This window comes from Veillonella parvula (genome assembly GCF_040094895.1).
GTDB classification, from domain to species: domain Bacteria; phylum Bacillota; class Negativicutes; order Veillonellales; family Veillonellaceae; genus Veillonella; species Veillonella parvula_L.
Map to the genome: position 1 here is coordinate 305142 of NZ_JBBNGV010000001.1, position 21257 is coordinate 326398.

Sequence of the window (21257 nt, forward strand, 5' to 3'; positions counted from 1 at the left end):
CTTATTAAGACATACCGTTGGTATGTGTATAGGAGGTAAAAATGAAGAAATTAGTATTATTAACTTTAGCAGCTACAGTTGTAGCCGGTAGTGCATTTGCTGCAGCTCCTGTAACGAAAATTAGTGATGGATCCACTAAGGTACAAGCTGATTATGCTTTTAAACAACACGTATCTAACGGTGGCGGCAATAGCAATGATGGTTTCGGTGTTTCTTTACAACACGACCTTTCCAATAAAGCCGCATTACAATACTCTTACGATAAATTAAATGCAAAAAATGGTGATATTAAAGATCATCAATTAGCATTGGTTTATAAAGTACATCCAAATGTAAATTTATATGGTGCAGGTACTGCGATTCGTACAAATGATACTGAACTTGGTTTCCAAGCTGGTGTTATCGGTCATGTACCTTTGACTAATAAAGTAAACGGCTTTGCTAAGGCTGGTTGGGGTAATGATATTAAGCAAACTTATCAAGTAGGTGCTCAATATGAAGTACGCCCTGATGTAGATTTGAATGTATACTATGGCTATGATAAATATAGTGTAGATAGCAATGATAAAACTGCAAAAGGTTTACACGCTGGTGTAGGCTATTCCTTCTAAGGATGATGATGACCACTCTTTTGAGTGGTCTTTTTTTATATATTTACTGTTTTATTGTATATTTGTTAATTATTTTTCCTAAATAAGGTACTTAATATATTCTATATATATATTTAATAAGTGTTGAGTTACTAATAGTTAGTTAAATCTTCTATGTATACAATATATTTACTGAATATACGTTGTATATTTAAATTAGTTTAGGTATGATAAATATGTAATATTCATTTCAGATAGGATGGTGCTAGTTATGACAAGTGTTGCTGCAAAGCATGCAAAAGGAAAAAAATTAAAAGACGTGATCTTCGTAACTGCTGGTCAAGCTCAAGCTGATGCTAAAGAAAATGGCCGTGAGAATGTTGTAAATGGTACGTTGGGTGCTATTCATGATGAAGAGGGAAACTTAGTTTTTCTTAAGACCGTTAAAGAAGAATATTTGAGTCTTTCGGATTCTGAACATGTTGGTTATGCACCAATTGCGGGTATTCCAGATTTTTTGTGTGCTGCAGAAAAAGAATGTTTTGGAAATTTCCGCCCAGAAGGTCATATTCGTAGCATTGCTACCGCAGGTGGCACTGGTGGTATTCATCATTTGATTCATAACTATACGGAGCCTGGTGATGAAGTATTAACAGCGGATTGGTACTGGGGTGCATACCGTGTTATTTGTAGTGATACTGGACGTACACTAGTTACGTATTCCTTATTTGATGAACATAATAACTTTAATCATGAGGCATTCCAAAATCGTGTAAACGAATTGGCGGCTAAACAAACAAATGTGGTTGTTATCTTTAATACACCTGGTAATAACCCAACCGGCTACTCTATTGAGGATAAAGATTGGGATTCTATCCTTAATTTCCTGAAGGATTTAGTTGCTATTGGTCGAAATAATGTGATTATTGGTATTGATGTAGCATATCTTGATTACTCTGGTGAAAAAGATGAGGTACGTGCGTTCTTCAATAAATTTAGTCATTTGCCAAAAGAAATTCTCACCTGTGTGTGTTATAGCTTATCTAAAGGATTTACTATGTATGGTCAGCGCGTTGGTGCGATGATTGGAATCTCTGACGATGAAGAAATAGCTGATGAGTTTTTCGAAGTTAACAAATCTACAAGTCGTGCTACATGGTCCAATATTTGTCGCCCCGCAATGCGTACAATGGCTAATATTGTGGCTGATCCAGCTAAGTTTAAGGAATATGAAGCTGAACGCAATTGCTATTATCAATTAATTCGCGATCGTGCTGATATCTTTAAACAAGAAGCAGCACAAGTAGGACTTCCCATGTTACCTTACCGTGGTGGGTTCTTTATTACAATCCCTACAGACTCTGCAAATGCTATCTGTGAAGAGTTGAAGAAAGAACATATTTATATTATTGCATTAGCAAATGGTATTCGTATAGCGGCCTGTGGTATTCCTAAAAAACAAATGACAGGACTCGCAGGAAAAATTTATACTGCTATGAAACGTCTTGGCAAATTATAATCGATAAGTAAAACTTATACTAAAAGCTGCTTGATCCATATATCAAGTGGCTTTTTTCTATACATATATCATTAAAACTAATTATTCTTAATATGTAAAATCTTGTATAGTTAAAGGTAGCATATATGAAGTTTTTGTTTGTTGAGGTATTTTATGCAACAATATGTAAGAACAATGTTTATAACTTTAGTTATATGCATTGGTATTTTTTTGGCCTCTCTCGTGATAGGCCGTTTCTTTATTCCCATAAATGAAGTGATGAATATCTTATCTTCCAAATTTCTAGTACTACCTATAACATGGGATGCATCTATGTATAATGTAGTAATGGAAATTAGACTACCTCGAGTATTAGGGGCTATTGCTGTAGGTATTGCATTAGCCGTTTCTGGTGCCGCCTACCAAGGGGTATTCCGTAACGATTTAGTATCTCCAGATTTATTAGGTGTGTCACATGGCGCTAGTGTAGGTGCATGTATAGGTATATTATTGCATTTATCGTTATATGGCGTTGCCATACTAGCCTTTATGGGTGGTATTTTGGCGGTTTGTTTAACCTTGTTATTGCCTAAATTGATTCAGAATCAATCGCGTATCGTTTTAGTATTATGTGGTATTATCGTTTCCGGATTTATGGCTGCTATAATTGGTTTGCTTAAATATATTGCAGATCCTGATACAGAGTTACAAGATATTGTTTATTGGCAGTTGGGAAGCTTAGCAAAGGTTACGTGGGATAATTTGCTATATGTATTGCCTATTATTATCATTGGCACAATCGCAGTGTTAGCCTTAAGATGGAGACTTAATATTTTGTCTCTTTCTGATCAAGAGGCTCAAAGCTTAGGGGTAAATGTAAATCGAGAACGACTTGTTATCATCGGTATTTCTACGCTTCTAACAGCTGCAGCAGTATGCCTTAGCGGTACTATCGGCTGGGTTGGTCTTGTTATACCACATTTATCTAGAATGTTAGTAGGTAATGATCATAAAAAATTAATTCCCGCTACGATTTTAGTGAGTGCTTCTTTTTTGATGATTGCTGATTTATTTGCTCGTTCCTTAACAACTGCAGAGATTCCACTTGGGATTTTATGTGGTTTTATTGGGACACCGTTCTTTGCATGGGTATTATATAAACAACGGAGGTACTTCTAATGGATTCATTTGAACTCGTCGTTGATTCTATATCATTTGCCTATGATAAGAACCAACCCAATATTTTTAGTGATTTATCCTTCTCTGTAAAAGCTGGTGATGCATTGGCGTTACTAGGTAGGAATGGGGTAGGCAAATCTACCTTATTAAGCTGTTTAATGTGCTTTAATCATGTTCAACAAGGACATATTTATTGTAGTGGTGTAGACTTAATGACTGCATCAATCAAGGAACGGGCTAAGTTAATTGCTTTTGTACCACAGATTATAGGGGCTGATATAGCTTATACGGTACGAGATTATATTTCCTTTGGTGCTACCTTGCGAACCGGTATGTTCTCATCTCCAGGTAAAGAAGAATTTGAAAAAACTGATTCTATTATGGACATGCTTGGTATTACGGCGTTAAAGGACAAACCATGCCGTGATTTAAGTGGTGGTCAACGGCAATTAGTTGCTATAGGTCGTGCCTTGTTACAAGATACACGCTTATTACTTATGGATGAGCCTACATCTGCTTTAGATATACGTAATCAGGTTATTGTTTTAGAAACAATTGATCAATTACGCGCCCAAGGATATGCTATTATTTTCACTACACATTTACCGGAACAGGCGTTGTTGTTAAATAGCCGTGTTGGTTTATGTCGTGGTGGATCTATAGATTTTTATGATTCTGTTAGTGATGTGACCTTAGAAGCGCTCGAGGAGATTTATAAGACTAAGCTAAGCTTATTCTATAGCGATACAGTTAATCGTACTGTATGTGTTATCCCTCAATTAGGTCAGAAAGGAATGTAAGTATGAAGCGTATTATTGTATTTTTATTAGCCCTTATGACGGCTCTATTCATGTTAGCTGGATGTGGCACAGAGAATGCATCACAAGGTAATCAATCTGCTACGCGTGTAGTAAAGGATATCGATGGAACAGATGTAACAATTCCTAAAGATATAACAAAGGTTGCCGATTTATGGCATGCCAATAATCAAGTTGTATTGATGCTTGGTGGTGCGGATAAATTAGTGTCTACCACAACTTCTGTTCAAGGCTTGCCTTGGTTCGCTAAAGTGTACCCACGCATTAAAGAAATTCCAGCACCTGTAAAAGGTACTGATGTACAAATGGAAGAAATCCAAAAATTAAAACCTCAAGTTGTATTAGCAAGTAATAAGAATCAAATTGAAATGGCGCGTAATGCAGGGATTCCAGCAGTTCGTGTAAACTTCCAAGACTATGATGGATTACGTAAAGTTATTAATATTACAGCTGAAGTATTAGGTGATAAAGCCCCTGAAATGGCAAAACAATACCTAGCTTACTTAGATGGTAAAATTAAATTTGCTGAAGATAGAACAAAAAGTATTGATGATGCTAACCGTCCATCTGTATTACATATTGTAGGTGGAGACAACTTATTAAAGGTTGATGGCGATAAAACAATTATCAATGAATGGATTCGTTACGCTGGTGGTAAAAATGCCATCACTACTAAAGGTTCTCAAATTACTGTAACAATGGAAGAAATCGTTAAAGCTAACCCTGATATTATCATTATTGGTGGTACACAATCACGCAAAGGTATTGAAGCGATTAAGAATGATCCACAATGGGCAAGCCTTAAAGCAGTACAAAACGGTCGTATTTACAGCAATCCTGTAGGTACTTTCAACTGGGATCGTTACAGTGCTGAGTCTGCATTACAAATCTTATGGGCAGGTCAAATCATACAACCTCAATTATTTAATGATATTGATTTAGTGAAAGAAACAAAATTATTCTATAAGACTTTCTTACGCTATGATTTATCTGATGCTGAGGCACAACGTATTATTGCTGGAGAAGGACCTCAATAGAAATATTGATACTAGTCTAGTAATATATTTTATTTATTTAGAAGCGAAAATAGTAAAAATAAAAATCAAAAGCGTACGCATTAGGAAATATCCTTCATGCGTACGCTTTTGTAGTCTTAGTGAATATCTTTATGTTCTTTAATATCTTGGTCAGCTTCTTTAGCTAAATCTTCTAGAGCTCGTTTAGGAGCGGTCCTTTCACCTGTTTCTGGGTCTACAAATTCAACGCGATCCAAGGTGCTTGTAATTTGACCACGAATGAAGCTTAAGTAGATTTCGTATAATTCTTTTTTTTCTGCTAATTCCTCTGGTGTTAATTCTTGCCCAGATTTTTTCTTTGCAGCTAGTTCATTTATTCGTTTTAATGTATCGTTAATATGACTCATATGCGCCTCCTGTATTCTATATTAGAATAGCATGTTTTATTATAACATAGAACTTAATGAATACGTATGGTAAGATATAAGTTGTACGCGTCTGTACTTTCACAGGTGAGAAAGGAGAACTGTATGCGTGTAACAAAAGCGATAAAGGCAGAGCAGTTGAAACTGTTACAAGAGCATTATTTTGATGCAAAACCTGCCCTTGAGTATACAAATGAATTTGAATTATTAGTTGCTGTAGTTTTGTCTGCACAATGTACGGATGAACGAGTTAATATTGTTACTAAACGATTGTTCCCAGAACTTAATCATCCTGCAAAGATGCTTGCAATCGGAGTTGCTAAGTTAGAGACTCTCATTAAAGATTGCGGCCTTTATAAGTCCAAGGCAAAAAACTTAATTGCTACTTGTCAAATTTTAGTTGAACAATATCATGGAGAGGTGCCTCGTGAGTTTGATCAACTCGTTGAATTGCCTGGTGTGGGGCGTAAAACAGCAAATGTTGTGGTATCCGTTTTATTTGGTACACCAGCCATTGCGGTAGATACACATGTATTTCGCGTGTCTAACCGATTAAAATTAGGTATTGCTAAGACGCCGGAAGAGATGGAACAAAAGTTACAAAAGGCAATTCCAAAAAAGGACTGGGCTGCTGCACACCACTGGTTAATCTATCATGGCCGTAGAGTGTGTAAGGCTCGTAAGCCTTTGTGTAATGAATGTTTTTTAAATCATCTATGTCCTTCAGCCGGAAAGGTTTAATATGAAAGTAAATAACGAAGAATTTATTGCCCTTTGTGCTAATCATGGTATTGAGGGAATTGATATTGTAAATGAGTTAATGCGTTTTAAAGTGCTAGATCAATTGATTTCTAGTAATGCTAGCTCCCGTGAGTGGGGGGTAACGGCAGATGATTTATATGCGTTAGCAGAAAAATCCACAGTAGAATCCTTTGGTCCTGTACCATATGATTTGAATACATTCCAAGCTCTTTATGGACCATCCTTTAGAGTGGAATTGTTTGATTTTATTAGTGACACAGGCATTTTAGAAGGTCTAGATGTAGGCACTATTTGGGAAACTCCTGTTCGTGAAAGTATCGAAGCTCATAGTAAAACGGGAGAATTGGTTCTGTATGCTTATGTAGAAGAATATGCAGGCATGGTTGAAGAGATTCTTCAATCTTATGAAGATAAAAAAGTCGTTCTGTATACGGCATCTCCCGTGTGTTATAGCATTTTGACACGTTTATATCCGATGGCTCAAATCATTAATCAATGGCCTCATCGTAGCTATTTTGACCATATCTTTACAGGCACAGTTGGTATGTTCCAATCCTCTGAAGATATTGTAGAAGAGGTCGCTAACGGATTACATAACTTGGTTCCAGAAGGGACTGCTCAATTATTCTTACCTGCTACAATGGCACAAAATCAATTGGGCTTAAATAATATGGCGTTGCAATTTTTCTTGAACCAAAAACGAGTAGAAGCTATACGAGAATGGACTCCATTAGGGGCTTATGAAATCGTATATGGTAAATACGATGTAAAAAAAATGCGTGTTGGTCTTCGTGAACGTGTAGGGGATGAGTGGAAAACAATTAATTATATTCCATTACCTCATGGCGTATTTGCGCAATTGCCAGTATTTACGGTATTAAATTATGGCTTGTCCTTGCGCTCTATTTTGTTGCCCGGCGGTCAAACGGACGTAGCCTTAGGTCAAGATGGTATTTATTGCATTGATAGCCGTGTATCTGAATTAGGTCGCACTGCTCTTATTGAAAGTGGAGCTTATTTTCTTACTTTTAAACGTCATACTGATTATATTGATGTAGATATTACGACAGAAGCGCCTGTAGATGATATGTACTGGATGTTCCCAGATGCTGAATTAGCATATATGTGGTATGCCTATTTCTGTAGCACTACGGGTCAAACATTGATTCAAGAAATCTCCATGCTCGTTCAAACAGATGAATCCTTTGGCTATATGCTTAGTAGCGTACGTCGTCGCGTATTAGATGTAAAGGATGAAGCCCAACTAATTAAATCTGTACAGGCTGCTGACGAGGCATATATCAAGGCTGTTACGGAGGCTACAAGGAGTTGGAAAGAGACCGTAGATTCATTAGGTGCACAAGTTATGCCACCTACAGCTTCTATTGATATTGAAGATTATAGTGACTATAAAAAAGAATTGTAAATCATATAATTTTGGTTTAAAATATATCGTATCCTAAAAAATATAAACTACTAAATATAGTAGATACGAAACATAGCATATGAATATGTAAGAAAGGAGGACCTATGGCAGTTATTAATTTTGAAATCTTCAAGGTTATTGGTACTTTATCTGAAGATAAAGATGGTTGGAAAAAACAATTAACATGTACTAGTTGGGGAAAATACAATCCTAAGTTTGATCTTCGTGCTTGGGATAGTGAATATACAAGCATGAAAAAAGGTATTACCCTTTCTTTAGAGGAGCTTATTGCATTGCGTGACATCCTCAACGAAAGTGACTTGGAAGCTATTTTAGCTGAGGCTATTGAAGAAAAGCAAGCGTCCAAGGAATAGTATTGGTTACTTGCATTTGTGCAGGTGTCATGCTATAATCTATAAGAATAATATTGATTGCTGGAAAGAGGTGTATAGAATGAAACAAGGTATTCATCCAGACTATAAAGAAGCTACAGTAACTTGCGGTTGTGGCAACACATTCAAAACTGGCTCTGTAAAAGAAGACCTTCGTGTAGACGTTTGCTCCAAATGCCATCCGTTCTTCACTGGTCAACAACGTGCGGCTCAAGCTCGTGGTCGTATTGAACAATTTAACAAACGTTACGGCAAATAATTTGTTTTGTAATGTAACATGTATTGGCAGGGCTGTTGGCTCTGCCTATATTTGTTTATGAGAGGAGATCTTGTGAACAGAGAACGTATAAAAAAGTTTGTCGGAGGACAGGCTGTGATCGAAGGTGTCATGATGAGAGGCCCTGGCTATACGGCAACTGCCGTACGTGAACCTGCGGGAACTATTGTAGTTCAAAAAGAGGCTACAAAGTCCATTGCTGACACATATCCAATATTGAAAAAACCATTTCTTCGTGGCTGTGTAGCTCTCTATGAATCTCTAGTGATAGGCATGAAGGCTTTATCCTTCTCTGCTAAGGCTGCTGGCGATGAAGAGGAAGAAATGTCTAATAGTGAAATCGCCATTACCATGGTCATTTCTACACTGTTTGCGATAGCTGTGTTTTTGGCATTGCCTACATTTATCGTAAAATTCATTCCTGGTGTACAGGATAATCATATAGTATTAAATCTCATTGAAGGTGTCATTCGTTTAGTACTTTTCTTACTTTATATTTGGGGGATTGGTCTTACGAAGGATATTCAACGAGTTTTCCAATATCATGGGGCAGAGCATAAAACGATTCATACTTATGAATTAGATTTGCCTTTAACTGTAGAAAACGTTCGCCAACAAAGTCGCTTACATGCGCGATGTGGTACAAACTTCTTACTTATTGTTATGGTAGTTAGTATCTTTGTATTTGCTTTCTTGGGTTGGCCCAATTTGTTGGAACGTATCATGAGCCGCGTACTCCTTATGCCTGTAGTAGCTGGTATTGCGTACGAGGTGATTCGTCTTGCTGGACGTAGCGATCATTCTTTTGTGAAAGCTCTTATTAAACCAGGTCTTGCGTTACAATATATGACAACGCGTGAACCAGAAGATGATCAAATTGAAGTTGCTATACGAGCTTTAGAAGAGGTCCGTCCGCCTGAGAGTGACGCATATGAAGAGGAATAAACATGTTAGTTGATAAATTACAAGTTATTGAAGATAAATTTATGGATCTTGAGCAGCGTATTAGTGACCCAGAGGTCATTGCTCGCCAAGATGAATGGCGTAAATTGACCCGTCAACATGCTCAATTATCTGAAACCGTTGAAACGTTCCGTACTTATAAAAAAGTTTTATCTGGTATTGATGAAGCTATGGAAGTTATTGAAGATAAATCCATGGACGAAGAATTCCGAGAAATGGCTCAAGAGGAATTGAAAGAGTTAAAACCTCAAAAAGAGGAATTGGAAGAAAAGTTGCAAGTTCTATTATTGCCTAAGGATCCTAATGATGATAAAAATATTATCATTGAAATTCGCGGGGGCGCTGGCGGTGATGAAGCTGCATTATTTGCAGGCGACTTGTTCCGCATGTACACAAAATATGCGGAAAGCCAAGGCTGGCGTTGTGAGATTATCGATGCTAATGAACCAGAGCTTGGTGGCTTTAAAGAGGTTATTTTCTCTGTGGATGGTGAAAATGTATACTCTAAGATGAAATTTGAATCTGGTGTACATCGTGTACAACGTGTACCGGCTACAGAAACACAAGGCCGTGTACATACATCTACAGTTACAGTAGCCGTATTGCCAGAGATGGAAGATGTTGATATTGAAGTTAATGAAAAAGATTTAAAAATTGATACATATCGTGCGAGTGGTGCCGGTGGTCAGCATATCAATAAAACTGAGTCTGCTGTTCGTATTACACACTTACCATCTGGTATCGTTGTAGCATGTCAAGATCAACGATCTCAATTACAAAACCGTGAAAAAGCTATGCGTGTATTGCGTGCTAAGTTACAGGATCAAGCTGAACAAGAGGCCATTTCTAGTATGGCTGCAGATCGTAAGAGTCAAGTCGGCACCGGTGATCGTAGTGAACGTATTCGCACCTATAACTACCCACAAGGTCGCGTCACAGATCATCGTATTAATTTAACATTATATAAATTAGATGCTATTTTAAATGGCGATCTTGATGAAATTATTCAAGCCTTAAATGCTGCAGACCAAGCGGCAAAAATGCAGGAGGCTAATACAAATGCATAAGGAGATTTGGACAATCGGTCGTATTCTCCAGTGGACAGAGCAGTACTTTCAAAGCAAGGAGATGGATACACCTCGACTTGATGGGGAAGTACTGCTTTCTCACGTTTTAGGTAAAGATCGGATTTATCTATATACCCATTATGACCAACCGCTTATTCAAGACGAGCTCGATGCCTTTAGGCCTCTCGTTCAACAACGGGCTAAGGAGCATTGTGTAGCGGCTATCATTGGGGAAAAGGACTTTATGGGGTTGACCTTTAAGGTGAATGATAAGGTATTGATTCCACGACCTGATACGGAAACCTTGATTGAGCATGTACTAGGTACTTATCCAAAAGATAGTAATGTGCGTATTCTTGATGTATGCACAGGCCCTGGGACGATATTGTTAAGTTTACTACACTATTTGCCGAATGCGTGTGGTGTAGGTCTTGAAATATCTACCGATGCTTTGTTAGTGGCTGAGGAGAACGGTGAAAGATTCAACTTAAATGATCGTGTTCAATTTTTAGAGTCCGATATGTTTTCTGCCTTGGCTGGTAACGCTGAAAAGTTTGACCTCATCGTATCGAATCCACCATATATTCGTACGGGAGATGCTAAATTATTGTCTCAAGACGTGTTAAATGAGCCGCATATTGCCTTGTTTGGTGGTGAAGATGGTTTAGAATTCTATCGTATTTTAGCAAAAGAATGTAGAAATTATTTAAACGCTAATGGCCGTGTGGCGTTTGAAGTAGGCTTTGACCAAGCAGAAGAGGTAGGTGCTTTATTGCAAGAAACAGGTCAATATTCGAATATTCAATTTATAGCTGACCTCGGTGGTCATAACCGGATAGTGACAGCTGTATATGAGGGCTAATATGGATACTAAAATCATTACAAATCCATCAGAACAAGATATAGATACGTTAGCCCGTGCTTTGCGCAATGGTGAATTGGTGTCTATTCCTACAGAAACTGTATATGGATTAGGTGCAAATGGTCTAGATCCAGAGGCGATGGATAAAATCTATGCTGCCAAAGGACGGCCTTCTGATAATCCACTCATTTTGCATGTTCCTAATAGTGAAAGCATAAAACCTTTAGTAACAGAAATTTCTGCTACGGCGCAAGCCTTAATGGATGCATTCTGGCCAGGGCCATTAACGATTACATTGCCTAAATCTGATTTAGTGCCAGATCGTGCAACAGGTGGGTTAACTCGTGTGGCGCTTCGGTGTCCTGATCATGAGGCATGTCGAGTATTATTAGAGCGTGCAGGCATACCTATAGCGGCACCTAGTGCCAATATTTCAGGGCGCCCAAGTCCAACTACTGCAGAAGATGTATATAATGATATGAATGGTCGCATTTCCTATATCTTAGATGCTGGTCCATGTACGATTGGTGTAGAGTCTACTGTTGTGGAAGTCCATGATGATAAGGTCATTATATTGAGACCTGGTGGAATTACAAAAGCTCAACTTGAAGGTGTTGTGTCTACAGTTGAGTATGATACTGCTCTAGTTAATGCTACCACTAAGCCAAAGGCTCCCGGGATGAAATATACGCATTATGCACCTGATGCACCTATGACAGTTGTTGTAGGTAATCCAGAGGACATAGCATCTATGTTTAAGGCGCTTTCAGAAGGTATAGAAGGTCCCATAGGGTGTTTGGTAAGTCATGAAACGTATAACTTGATTAAAGAGGATGGACAATTTATGTGCCATTGTTTTGGCCATCATGGAGATGCATTAGCATTGGGGCACGACTTTTATAAAAGTCTATTACATTTTAATGAAAATCATGTTACGCTAATCCTAGCAGAAGGTGTTGATGATGATGGTTTTGGTGTTGCCATTATGAATCGAATGGAAAAAGCATCGAGTCATCATATCATTTATAAGTAAATTTACTAGCATAAAGATGTCCACTGATAATAGAAAAATGTCTTTACATATTGGATAGATTTGCTATAATGTATAAAGTAATCACAAAATGTGATTGAGTAAGGATGTTATTATGAATATTTTATTTGTATGTACCGGTAACACTTGCCGCAGCCCAATGGCTGAAGGTATTACACGGGCTCTTGCAGTGGAGAAACATAAGGATGTTACAACTGTATCAGCTGGTTTATTTGCCGCTTATGGAGCAAAACCAACTGAACAAGCCGTAGTAGCTGTCCGTTCCATTGCAGATATTTCCAACCATGAATCGAGACCCTTAACGATGGAACTCGTAAATGCAGCAGATCTTATTCTTGGTATGACGAAAGATCACAAATCTGTACTACTTCGCCAATTCCCCTTTGAGGAAGGTAAAATTAAAACAATTTCCGAGTGGGGTGGTCTAGATGGTGATGTTACGGACCCATATGGATCTGACCAAACCGTATATAATCAATGTGCGGAACAAATTTATCACTTAGTAGAGGCTGGTCTTACATCAGTGCCTCAGAAGGCGTAGGAGATGAAATTATGAAAGTTGCAATCGGTTGTGATCATGGCGGATTAAATCTGAAGGAATCTGTTAAAGAGGTATTGAGTGCATTGGGACATGAAGTAGAGGATTTTGGTTGTTATTCAGCTGAGTCTTGCGACTATCCTGATATTGCAGTACCTGTAGCAAATGCAGTTGTATCTGGTCAAGCAGATCGCGGTATTTTGATTTGTGGTACGGGTATCGGTATCGGTATTGCAGCAAATAAGATAGCGGGCATTCGCGCTGCTCTTTGTCATGATACATTTTCTGCTCACGCATGTCGTGAACATAATGATGCGAACATCCTTACTATGGGTGAACGCGTTATTGGACCAGGCCTTGCTAACGATATTGTAACCATTTTTATGGAAACTGAGTTTGAAGGTGGACGTCATGCACGTCGTGTAGAGAAAATAAAAGCATTAGAGAAATAATACATCATTACTTTATAGATAGTTGTTCTATATGAGGAGGATACTCATGAGTTTCTTAGAAAAACAAGACCCTAATATTCAAGCTGTTATCAACCAAGAGTTAGCACGCCAACGCGATAAATTAGAAATGATTGCTTCTGAAAATTTTGTTTCTCAAGCTGTAATGGAAGCTCAAGGTAGCGTATTGACTAACAAATATGCAGAAGGGTATCCTGGCAAACGCTATTATGGCGGTTGTGAAAATGTTGATGTTATTGAAACATTGGCTATCGAACGTGCAAAACGCCTGTTCGGTGCAGAACATGCTAATGTACAACCTCACTCTGGTTCTCAAGCAAACTTTGGCGTGTATTTCGCATTATTACAACCAGGTGATACTATTGTGGGTATGAACTTGTCCCACGGCGGTCATTTGACTCATGGTTCTCCAGTTAACGTATCTGGTACATATTTCAATGTAGTACCTTATGGTGTAGATGCTGAAACACAACAAATCGACTACGATGAGTTCCGTAAAATTGTATTAGAAGCAAAACCTAAGTTGATTATCGCTGGTGGTAGTGCTTATAGCCGTCAAATCGACTTTAAGAAAATGGCTGAAGTGGCACACGAAGTAGATGCTATTTTCATGGTAGATATGGCTCACTTTGCTGGACTTGTAGCAGCTGGTTTACATCCAAACCCTGTGGAATATGCAGATATCGTTACTACAACAACTCATAAAACATTGCGTGGCCCTCGTGGTGGTATGATTCTTTGCAAAGAAAAGTATGCTAAAGCAATCGATAAAGCTATCTTCCCTGGCATCCAAGGTGGTCCTTTGATGCATGTTATCGCTGCTAAAGCTGTAGCATTTGGTGAAGCTTTACAACCTGAGTTCAAAGTATATGCACAACAAGTCATCGACAATGCAAAAGCGCTGGCTGCAGCATTACAAGAAAAGGGCTTAACAATTGTTTCTGGCGGTACAGATACTCATGTTATGCTTGTAGATGTTCGTAATACTGGTTTAACTGGTAAAGAAGCTGAACACTTACTCGATGAAGTAGGTATTACATGTAATAAAAATACAATTCCATTTGATCCAGCTAGCCCATTTGTAACAAGCGGTATTCGTCTTGGTACGCCAGCTCTTACAACGCGTGGTTTGCAAGTGAAAGATATGGAAGAAATTGCCGATATTATTGCAGTGGTTCTTAAAAATCCTGAGGATAAATCGGTCCATGAAGAAGCTAGTAAACGTGTTGCTGCACTTTGTGAAGCGTATCCATTGTACTAATCGATTGTATTAATATTAAATATATATTTATAGTCCTATAAGTTTATAGGTAGTGTAAAAGGGGTGTGCCATCGGCACATCCCTTTCAATATTTTTATGGCATGATTTTCTAATCTGTGATAGAGTAAATATGATAGTTAATCGCTAGAATGGGATATGTATATTGTTTTATAGGAGGACAGTCATGAAAGTTAATGTTATGACACATCCATTGATTCAACACAAAGTTACATTGATGCGTGACGTACAAACAGGCTCTAAAGATTTCAGAGAACTACTTGATGAAATTACTATGTTGATGGGGTATGAAATTACACGCAACTTACCACTTGAGGATGTGGAGGTAGAAACACCACTAACTAAAATGACTGGCAAACGAATTGCAGGTAAAAAACTGGGTATTATTCCAATTCTTCGCGCTGGTCTAGGTATGGTAAATGGTATGCTTAGTTTAATTCCAACTGCAAAAGTTGGTCATATTGGTTTGTACCGTGATCCTGAAACTTTGAAACCAGTAGAATACTACTGTAAACTACCAGCTGACGTAGGGGAACGCGACTTCATCGTAACTGATCCAATGCTTGCTACTGGTGGTAGTGCAGCCGCAGCGATTACATTGCTAAAAGAAAAAGGTGCTAAACATATTAAATTAATGTGCTTAGTAGCTGCTCCCGAAGGTGTAGAGGCTGTAAATAAAGAACATCCTGATGTTCCTATTTATGTAGCGGCCCTCGACGAAAAACTTAATGATCATGGTTACATCTTACCTGGCTTAGGGGATGCTGGTGACCGTATCTTCGGTACAAAATAAAATACAATAAAACGACATATTAGAATATAATAAGGGGACATGACGACATATTATTAGATTTGAAATAATAACAAATTATCTAAGGCGTATGTCGTTTTCTCTTATTTAGGGTTGAATAAAAATTACATAAGGTATACAATACAAGTGTAAAAGTATTTTTTTATTTTAGGTGGGACGGATTTTGTTCACATGGGACGAAAAACGATTCATGTAATCCCAACGGGTAAAGGAGGGACCCGATGAACGAATTTCTAATGATATGTGAACGTATTGTTCCTGAAATTGTTAGCGTATTGAAGGAGCGATACAAAATACTAAACCACCTTGTTTATGAAGAGCCTATAGGCCGTAGAACATTAGCTACAGCAACGGATCTTCCAGAGCGAACCGTACGAAGTCATATTGAGTTAATGCGTGCTAATGGTCTTGTAGACATTTATAAACCAGGGATTTTTCTCACTGATGAGGGACATGCAATTGTTCCGAAGTTACGAAATTTTTTAAATGAGCTAGATCGTATTAACGAGCTAGAACATCGATTGACTGAAGCACTTCATATCGATAGAGTTGTTATTACACCTACAGAAGGAACCTTGATGGTTAAAAAGTTAGGTTTTACAGCGGCAAAGTTATTGCAAGACCTATTGAAACCTAATGCAGTAGTAGCCATCAGTGGCGGTAGTACCATGGCAGCAATAGCTGAAGAAATGCCTATCTTACCTTTCAATCCTACTGTGGTACCAGCCCGTGGTGGCGTTGGTGAAGTAGTGGAATACCAAGCTAATGTAATTGCTTCGGTGCTTGCTGAACGACTAAGTGGTTCCTATAAGATGCTCCATTTACCTGATGGACTTTCACAAGACTCATTACATATGCTCATGACTTGTGAACCACAAATTAAAGAAATTGGAGACCTCATTAGTAGGACTGACGTACTATTATTTGGTATTGGTACTGCAATGCGCATGGCGGATCAGCGCCATATTGCCGATGATGTGCGTAAGCAGTTGGTAGATAATCATGCGGTAGGTGAAGCACTTGGTCAATATTGTGACATTGAGGGTAAGTTAATTTATTCTACCAATAATATTGGTTTATCACTTCCCGATGTAGTAAAGGTTCCCAATGTTATTGCTGTAGCTGGTGGACAAGAAAAAGCGAGCGCTATTATAGGTGTGATGCGAGCTTGCCAGAAAGGGATACTTATCATTGATGAGCAAGCAGCCGAAGGTATGCGTCAATTGTTACAAATTTCTGCCTTATAGGCGAATTAGTAGTTATAAATTTTAGTTTGAATTTGGTTAGAATTTTTGTTATTAGGAGGATCTAACAATGGCAGTAAAAGTTGGTATTAACGGTTTTGGTCGTATCGGTAAATGTGTAGTTCGCGCAGCGATTAATAATCCTGATGTGGATGTAGTGGCAATTAATGCAACTGGTGATAATGAAGGTACTGCATTATTGTTAAAATACGATTCCGTACATGGTACAATTCCTAACGAAGTAACATTCGACGAAGAAAATATCTATGTTGATGGCAAAAAAATCCGCGTATTCCACGACCGCGATGCTTCCAAATTACCTTGGTCTGAAGAAGGTGTAGAAATCGTAATTGAATGTACAGGTAAATATCGCGATGCAGAAGAAGCAAAAGTTCATTTAGAACAACCTACAGTTAAAAAGGTATTGATTTCTGCACCTGGTAAAAATGAAGACTTAACTATGGTTATGGGTGTTAACCAAGATATGTACGATCCTGCAAAACACCATATCATCTCCAATGCATCTTGCACAACAAACTGTTTGGCTCCATTCGCTAAAGTATTATGTGATGAATTCGGTATTAAACGCGGCATGATGACTACTATTCATTCCTATACAAATGACCAAAAAATTCTTGATGCACGTCATAAAGACCCTCGTCGTGCTCGTGCAGCTGCTATGTCCATCATCCCTACAACTACTGGTGCAGCAAAAGCTGTTGCTAAAGTATTGCCTCAATTAAAAGGTAAATTAGATGGCTTCGCATTGCGCGTTCCAACTCCAGACGTATCTGCTACAGATCTTGTTTGCGAACTTGAAAAACCTGCTACTAAAGAAGAAATCAATGAAGCATTCCGCAAAGCAGCTGCTGGCGAATTAAAAGGTATCTTAGGTGTATCTGATGTGCCATTAGTATCTTGTGACTTTAGCTCCGATCCACGTAGCTCCATTGTTGACGCTGATTTAACAATGGTTATGGATGGCAATATGGTAAAAGTTGTTTCTTGGTATGATAACGAATGGGGTTACTCCGAACGTCTTATCGACATGGCCGCATTTATAGCAAGCAAAGGCTTATAATCAGGAGGCTTTAATGAAACAAACAATTGAAGGTTTACAAGTAGCTAATAAAACAGTATTTGTTCGTGTTGATTTTAATGTTCCTATGAAAGACGGTGTCATCACTGATGACACTCGTATTCGTAGTGCATTACCTACTATCAATTACTTAATCGAAAAAGGGGCAAAGGTTATCCTTGCTTCTCACTTTGGTCGTCCTAAGGGGGAACGCAAATCAGAAATGTCTTTGGCACCATGTGCTAAGCATTTATCTGACCTTATCAACAAGCCTGTAGCATTCGTAGATGACTGTATTGGCCCTAAGGTTGAAGAATCCGTAAATGCATTACAACCTGGCGATGTATTGATGCTTGAAAATTTGCGTTATCACAACGAAGAAACTAAAAACGACCCTGAGTTTGCTAAGCAATTGGCAGCTCTTGCAGATGTTGCTATCAATGATGCGTTTGGTGTTTCTCACCGTAATGCAGCATCCGTAGTTGGTATTGCTGACTATATTCCTATGGTAGCAGGTTTCTTGCTCAAAAAAGAAATTGAAGCATTAAGTGCAGCTGTAGTACATCCTAAAACACCTATGGCGGCAATCATTGGTGGTGCAAAAGTAACAGATAAAATTTCTGTTATTTCTAACCTTTTGCCTAAAGTGGATGTAATGATTATCGGCGGTGGCATGGCTAATGCGTTCATTAAAGCACAAGGATGCAACATTGGTAGCTCTTTATTTGAAGAAGGCCAAGAAGCTATCGCTACAGACCTTGTTATGGAAGCTCGCGTAGCAGGTGCTAAATTATTAACACCTATCGATGCTGTAGTAGCAGATGCTTTCAGCAACGATGCTAATACTAAAATTGTAGACGTTGATCAAATCGAAGACGGCTGGATGATATTAGATATTGGGCCTAAAACACGCGAACTTTATATAGAAGCATTGGCGCCAATGAAGACTATTATTTGGAATGGTCCTATGGGCGTATTTGAAATGGAAAACTTTGCAGCTGGTACGAATGCAGTAGCGAAAGCTGTAGCTGAATCCGATGCGATGACTATCGTTGGCGGTGGCGACTCTGTGGCAGCCATTGAAAAAAGTGGCTTAGCAGATAAAATTAGCCACATCTCCACAGGTGGCGGTGCATCTTTAGAGTTCTTAGAAGGCAAAATTCTACCAGGTATTGCTGCATTGTCTGAGGCATAATATGAGAAAACCCATTATTGCAGGGAATTGGAAAATGAATGGCACCATTGCGTCTGGATCAATTCTGATCGAAGCGTTTAACAGCGTGTTACAAGATATGGAATTGTTCTGTGATGTAGTTGTATGTCCGCCTTTCACAGCCATCGAACGTGCTGTAGTATTGACGAAAAATACAGCTATGGAAGTAGGTGCACAAACTATGGATTATCATGATGCTGGTGCGTTTACTGGTGAGATTTCACCACTTATGCTTACAGAGGTAGGCGTTAATTATGTAATCATCGGTCACTCTGAGCGCCGTGAATATTATGGTGAAACAGATGAGACCGTTAATGCAAAAATTAAAAGTGCATTTCATCATAATTTGAATCCTATTGTCTGTGTTGGTGAAAGCTTAGAACAACGTGAAACTGGTCATACACTTGACTGGATTACGTCACAACTTAAAGGGGCTTTGGCTGATATTCCGAAAGAGCAAGTCAGCCAATTGATTATTGCGTATGAACCAATTTGGGCTATCGGTACTGGCAAGACCGCAACGGCTGATCAAGCCGAAGAGGTATGTAAAGAAATTCGAAGTTACATTCGATCTTTATACGATAGTGAAACTGCTGAGGCAATACGCATCCAGTATGGTGGTAGCGTTAAATCAGAAAATGCATTAGAAATTCTTGGAGAGCCTAATATAGATGGAGCTCTTGTAGGTGGTGCATCCCTTGTGGTTGATGAATTTATTGATATTATTAAAGCGGCGAATCAAGTAAGCGCTTAATATGAGGTTAAAAATGGCTAAATTAGAGGCTCCCGTAATGCTAGTCATCTTAGATGGCTTTGGCTTGGGGGATCAAACAGATACAACCAATGCTGTAGTACAGGCGAAGCCGCTCTGTTTTAATCGATTATGGGATACGTATCCACATACAACATTAGAAGCATCAGGGCTTGCGGTAGGTCTTCCAGAAGGTCAAATGGGGAACTCTGAAGTAGGCCATTTAAATCTTGGCTCTGGTCGCATCGTCTATCAAGATTTGACACGTATTACAAAAGATGTCGAGTCCGGTGAGTTTTATAATCGTCCTGTTATGAAGGAACTATACAAAGTAGCTAAAGAACAAAGCTTACATCTTATTGGGTTAGTTTCAGACGGCAATGTGCATTGCTCCTTAGATCACATTAAGGCAGTCATTAAAGGAGCTCATGATAATGGGATCGAGCATGTGTATGTACATGCTTTGCTCGATGGTCGTGATGTAGCTCCGCAATGTGCACAAGGTTATTTAAAAGACTTAGAAGCGTATATGGCTGAGTTAAACTGTGGCAAGATTGCTACTGTGAGTGGTCGCTATTATGCGATGGACCGCGATAATCGTTGGGATCGTGTTGAGTTGGCATACAATGCGATTGTAAATGGTCAAGGTGAAACAGCTGCATCTGCTTGTGAAGCCGTGCAACAGTCCTATGATAAAGATGCAGCAGATGAGTTTGTTCTTCCTACAGTCATTGATGGTGAAGGAACCATCAAAAATGGTGATGCTGTCATCTTCTGTAACTTCCGTCCAGATCGTGGTCGTGAACTTACAAAAGCACTAGTATTACCTGATTTTGATGGCTTTAAACGGAAGCCACTATCTATATATATGGCAACTATGACAAAATACGAGGATGGTTTGCCCGTACATATTGTGTATGAAAAGGATACATTATCTGAAACATTAGGTGAAGTTCTAAGTGCAGATGGTTATCGCCAATTGCGTATTGCGGAAACAGAAAAGTATGCTCATGTTACATATTTCTTCAATGGCGGTGAAGAGGAACCCTTTGAAGGTGAGGACCGCATTCTCGTAAAATCCCCTCAAGTGGCAACCTATGATTTACAGCCAGAAATGAGCGCTTATGAAGTGACCGATAAGGTTGTACAAGCAATTCAAGATGAAACGTATGATATGATCATTTTGAACTTTGCTAATCCAGATATGGTCGGTCATACGGGTAGCTTTGAAGCCGCTGTTAAAGCAGTTCAAGCTGTGGATACTTGTTTGGGGCGTATTGTAGAGGCTATTCGCAGCAAAAATGGTCATCTGTTGATTACAGCAGACCATGGCAATGCTGAGCTTATGGTCAACCATGAAACCGGTAAGGTGCATACGGCACATACTACGAATTTAGTTCCTTTAATTTTAATGAGCGACACACTTAAAACAGCTACATTAGAAGCTGGTAAACTATGTGATATTGCGCCTACATTATTAGACTTGGCTGGTATAGAACAACCAACAGCCATGACAGGACATAGTTTAGTGCATAAAGCATAATATA

23 protein-coding genes are annotated in these 21257 nt (G+C 38.7%); 22 read left to right on the forward strand and 1 reads right to left on the reverse strand.

The window, feature by feature from the left end; genetic code table 11:
* The first annotated feature begins 41 nt into the window (after window positions 1-41).
* The 5 genes from AAAT26_RS01385 (at window position 42) to AAAT26_RS01405 (ending at window position 5122) form a co-directional block, all read left to right on the forward strand.
* Window positions 42-611, forward strand: a complete 570-nt coding sequence (locus AAAT26_RS01385) for an outer membrane beta-barrel protein (RefSeq protein ID WP_004696198.1) — start codon at window positions 42-44, stop codon at window positions 609-611.
* A 250-nt stretch (window positions 612-861) separates the two neighbouring features.
* Window positions 862-2109 carry an aminotransferase class I/II-fold pyridoxal phosphate-dependent enzyme gene (locus tag AAAT26_RS01390; protein WP_024061906.1) on the forward strand — a complete coding sequence of 416 codons (1248 nt, stop codon included), beginning with the start codon at window positions 862-864 and terminating at the stop codon, window positions 2107-2109.
* 174 nt (window positions 2110-2283) lie between these two features.
* Window positions 2284-3267, forward strand: coding sequence for a FecCD family ABC transporter permease (locus tag AAAT26_RS01395; protein ID WP_259343145.1), 984 nt, complete (start codon window positions 2284-2286; stop codon window positions 3265-3267).
* A complete protein-coding gene (locus tag AAAT26_RS01400; protein WP_119563024.1) occupies window positions 3267-4067 on the forward strand; it encodes an ABC transporter ATP-binding protein in 801 nt (266 codons plus the stop codon). The genes AAAT26_RS01395 and AAAT26_RS01400 overlap by 1 nt, the downstream gene beginning before the upstream one ends.
* A 2-nt stretch (window positions 4068-4069) precedes the next feature.
* Window positions 4070-5122, forward strand: coding sequence for an ABC transporter substrate-binding protein (locus AAAT26_RS01405; RefSeq protein ID WP_229055809.1), 1053 nt, complete (start codon window positions 4070-4072; stop codon window positions 5120-5122).
* A 116-nt stretch (window positions 5123-5238) separates the two neighbouring features.
* Here the strand turns inward: AAAT26_RS01405 and AAAT26_RS01410 are convergent, their stop codons facing one another.
* Window positions 5239-5508 (reverse strand): DUF896 domain-containing protein, encoded by a 270-nt coding sequence (locus AAAT26_RS01410; protein WP_060919736.1) that lies wholly within the window; start codon window positions 5506-5508, stop codon window positions 5239-5241.
* A 123-nt stretch (window positions 5509-5631) separates the two neighbouring features.
* On the opposite strand from AAAT26_RS01410, the gene nth reads away from it, so the two are divergent.
* The 17 genes from nth (at window position 5632) to gpmI (ending at window position 21253) form a co-directional block, all read left to right on the forward strand.
* The gene (nth, locus tag AAAT26_RS01415; RefSeq protein WP_060919735.1) at window positions 5632-6267 is read left to right on the forward strand and encodes an endonuclease III; all 636 of its coding nucleotides are present in this window, start codon (window positions 5632-5634) and stop codon (window positions 6265-6267) included.
* A gap of 1 nt (window position 6268) precedes the next feature.
* The gene (locus AAAT26_RS01420) at window positions 6269-7714 is read left to right on the forward strand and encodes a hypothetical protein (RefSeq protein ID WP_278471695.1); all 1446 of its coding nucleotides are present in this window, start codon (window positions 6269-6271) and stop codon (window positions 7712-7714) included.
* Window positions 7715-7818: 104 nt separating this feature from the next.
* Window positions 7819-8088, forward strand: a complete 270-nt coding sequence (locus AAAT26_RS01425; protein ID WP_004696187.1) for a YdbC family protein — start codon at window positions 7819-7821, stop codon at window positions 8086-8088.
* A gap of 79 nt (window positions 8089-8167) precedes the next feature.
* Window positions 8168-8365 (forward strand): 50S ribosomal protein L31, encoded by a 198-nt coding sequence (rpmE, locus tag AAAT26_RS01430; RefSeq protein WP_004696185.1) that lies wholly within the window; start codon window positions 8168-8170, stop codon window positions 8363-8365.
* Window positions 8366-8422: 57 nt separating this feature from the next.
* A complete protein-coding gene (locus tag AAAT26_RS01435; protein ID WP_195395115.1) occupies window positions 8423-9328 on the forward strand; it encodes a DUF1385 domain-containing protein in 906 nt (301 codons plus the stop codon).
* 2 nt (window positions 9329-9330) lie between these two features.
* Window positions 9331-10413 carry a peptide chain release factor 1 gene (gene prfA, locus AAAT26_RS01440; RefSeq protein ID WP_004697261.1) on the forward strand — a complete coding sequence of 361 codons (1083 nt, stop codon included), beginning with the start codon at window positions 9331-9333 and terminating at the stop codon, window positions 10411-10413.
* The gene (gene prmC / locus AAAT26_RS01445; RefSeq protein WP_349208772.1) at window positions 10406-11275 is read left to right on the forward strand and encodes a peptide chain release factor N(5)-glutamine methyltransferase; all 870 of its coding nucleotides are present in this window, start codon (window positions 10406-10408) and stop codon (window positions 11273-11275) included. The genes prfA and prmC overlap by 8 nt, the downstream gene beginning before the upstream one ends.
* Before the next feature lies 1 nt (window position 11276).
* Window positions 11277-12308 (forward strand): L-threonylcarbamoyladenylate synthase, encoded by a 1032-nt coding sequence (locus AAAT26_RS01450; protein ID WP_195395113.1) that lies wholly within the window; start codon window positions 11277-11279, stop codon window positions 12306-12308.
* 112 nt (window positions 12309-12420) lie between these two features.
* Window positions 12421-12867, forward strand: a complete 447-nt coding sequence (locus AAAT26_RS01455) for a low molecular weight protein arginine phosphatase (RefSeq protein ID WP_118091298.1) — start codon at window positions 12421-12423, stop codon at window positions 12865-12867.
* Window positions 12868-12878: 11 nt separating this feature from the next.
* Window positions 12879-13316: a ribose 5-phosphate isomerase B gene (gene rpiB / locus AAAT26_RS01460; RefSeq protein ID WP_004696955.1), complete on the forward strand. Its 438-nt coding sequence runs from the start codon at window positions 12879-12881 to the stop codon at window positions 13314-13316.
* A gap of 46 nt (window positions 13317-13362) precedes the next feature.
* Complete coding sequence (glyA, locus tag AAAT26_RS01465) at window positions 13363-14595, forward strand: serine hydroxymethyltransferase (protein WP_004697326.1); 1233 nt, start codon at window positions 13363-13365, stop codon at window positions 14593-14595.
* 184 nt (window positions 14596-14779) lie between these two features.
* Window positions 14780-15406 (forward strand): uracil phosphoribosyltransferase, encoded by a 627-nt coding sequence (upp, locus tag AAAT26_RS01470; protein ID WP_316066408.1) that lies wholly within the window; start codon window positions 14780-14782, stop codon window positions 15404-15406.
* A gap of 239 nt (window positions 15407-15645) precedes the next feature.
* Entirely contained in the window at window positions 15646-16671 is a 1026-nt protein-coding gene (locus AAAT26_RS01475) for a sugar-binding transcriptional regulator (protein WP_008714121.1), read from the forward strand.
* A 67-nt stretch (window positions 16672-16738) separates the two neighbouring features.
* Window positions 16739-17749: a type I glyceraldehyde-3-phosphate dehydrogenase gene (gene gap / locus AAAT26_RS01480; RefSeq protein ID WP_349208773.1), complete on the forward strand. Its 1011-nt coding sequence runs from the start codon at window positions 16739-16741 to the stop codon at window positions 17747-17749.
* Window positions 17750-17762: 13 nt separating this feature from the next.
* Window positions 17763-18941, forward strand: a complete 1179-nt coding sequence (locus tag AAAT26_RS01485) for a phosphoglycerate kinase (RefSeq protein WP_349208774.1) — start codon at window positions 17763-17765, stop codon at window positions 18939-18941.
* Window position 18942: 1 nt separating this feature from the next.
* Complete coding sequence (tpiA, locus tag AAAT26_RS01490) at window positions 18943-19713, forward strand: triose-phosphate isomerase (protein ID WP_287518205.1); 771 nt, start codon at window positions 18943-18945, stop codon at window positions 19711-19713.
* Window positions 19714-19726: 13 nt separating this feature from the next.
* Window positions 19727-21253, forward strand: coding sequence for a 2,3-bisphosphoglycerate-independent phosphoglycerate mutase (gene gpmI, locus AAAT26_RS01495; protein WP_349208775.1), 1527 nt, complete (start codon window positions 19727-19729; stop codon window positions 21251-21253).
* Window positions 21254-21257: the final 4 nt, after the last annotated feature.

Excerpts from the sequence above, each read along its gene's own strand:
- AAAT26_RS01385 (WP_004696198.1), top strand. The coding sequence starts at position 42 with ATGAAGAAATTAGTATTATTAACTTTAGCAGCTACAGTTGTAGCCGGT.
- AAAT26_RS01390 (WP_024061906.1), top strand. The coding sequence starts at position 862 with ATGACAAGTGTTGCTGCAAAGCATGCAAAAGGAAAAAAATTAAAAGAC.
- AAAT26_RS01395 (WP_259343145.1), top strand. The coding sequence starts at position 2,284 with ATGTTTATAACTTTAGTTATATGCATTGGTATTTTTTTGGCCTCTCTC.
- AAAT26_RS01400 (WP_119563024.1), top strand. The coding sequence starts at position 3,267 with ATGGATTCATTTGAACTCGTCGTTGATTCTATATCATTTGCCTATGAT.
- AAAT26_RS01405 (WP_229055809.1), top strand. The coding sequence starts at position 4,070 with ATGAAGCGTATTATTGTATTTTTATTAGCCCTTATGACGGCTCTATTC.
- AAAT26_RS01410 (WP_060919736.1), bottom strand. The coding sequence starts at position 5,508 with ATGAGTCATATTAACGATACATTAAAACGAATAAATGAACTAGCTGCA.
- nth (WP_060919735.1), top strand. The coding sequence starts at position 5,632 with ATGCGTGTAACAAAAGCGATAAAGGCAGAGCAGTTGAAACTGTTACAA.
- AAAT26_RS01420 (WP_278471695.1), top strand. The coding sequence starts at position 6,269 with ATGAAAGTAAATAACGAAGAATTTATTGCCCTTTGTGCTAATCATGGT.
- AAAT26_RS01425 (WP_004696187.1), top strand. The coding sequence starts at position 7,819 with ATGGCAGTTATTAATTTTGAAATCTTCAAGGTTATTGGTACTTTATCT.
- rpmE (WP_004696185.1), top strand. The coding sequence starts at position 8,168 with ATGAAACAAGGTATTCATCCAGACTATAAAGAAGCTACAGTAACTTGC.
- AAAT26_RS01435 (WP_195395115.1), top strand. The coding sequence starts at position 8,423 with ATGAGAGGAGATCTTGTGAACAGAGAACGTATAAAAAAGTTTGTCGGA.
- prfA (WP_004697261.1), top strand. The coding sequence starts at position 9,331 with ATGTTAGTTGATAAATTACAAGTTATTGAAGATAAATTTATGGATCTT.
- prmC (WP_349208772.1), top strand. The coding sequence starts at position 10,406 with ATGCATAAGGAGATTTGGACAATCGGTCGTATTCTCCAGTGGACAGAG.
- AAAT26_RS01450 (WP_195395113.1), top strand. The coding sequence starts at position 11,277 with ATGGATACTAAAATCATTACAAATCCATCAGAACAAGATATAGATACG.
- AAAT26_RS01455 (WP_118091298.1), top strand. The coding sequence starts at position 12,421 with ATGAATATTTTATTTGTATGTACCGGTAACACTTGCCGCAGCCCAATG.
- rpiB (WP_004696955.1), top strand. The coding sequence starts at position 12,879 with ATGAAAGTTGCAATCGGTTGTGATCATGGCGGATTAAATCTGAAGGAA.
- glyA (WP_004697326.1), top strand. The coding sequence starts at position 13,363 with ATGAGTTTCTTAGAAAAACAAGACCCTAATATTCAAGCTGTTATCAAC.
- upp (WP_316066408.1), top strand. The coding sequence starts at position 14,780 with ATGAAAGTTAATGTTATGACACATCCATTGATTCAACACAAAGTTACA.
- AAAT26_RS01475 (WP_008714121.1), top strand. The coding sequence starts at position 15,646 with ATGAACGAATTTCTAATGATATGTGAACGTATTGTTCCTGAAATTGTT.
- gap (WP_349208773.1), top strand. The coding sequence starts at position 16,739 with ATGGCAGTAAAAGTTGGTATTAACGGTTTTGGTCGTATCGGTAAATGT.
- AAAT26_RS01485 (WP_349208774.1), top strand. The coding sequence starts at position 17,763 with ATGAAACAAACAATTGAAGGTTTACAAGTAGCTAATAAAACAGTATTT.
- tpiA (WP_287518205.1), top strand. The coding sequence starts at position 18,943 with ATGAGAAAACCCATTATTGCAGGGAATTGGAAAATGAATGGCACCATT.
- gpmI (WP_349208775.1), top strand. The coding sequence starts at position 19,727 with ATGGCTAAATTAGAGGCTCCCGTAATGCTAGTCATCTTAGATGGCTTT.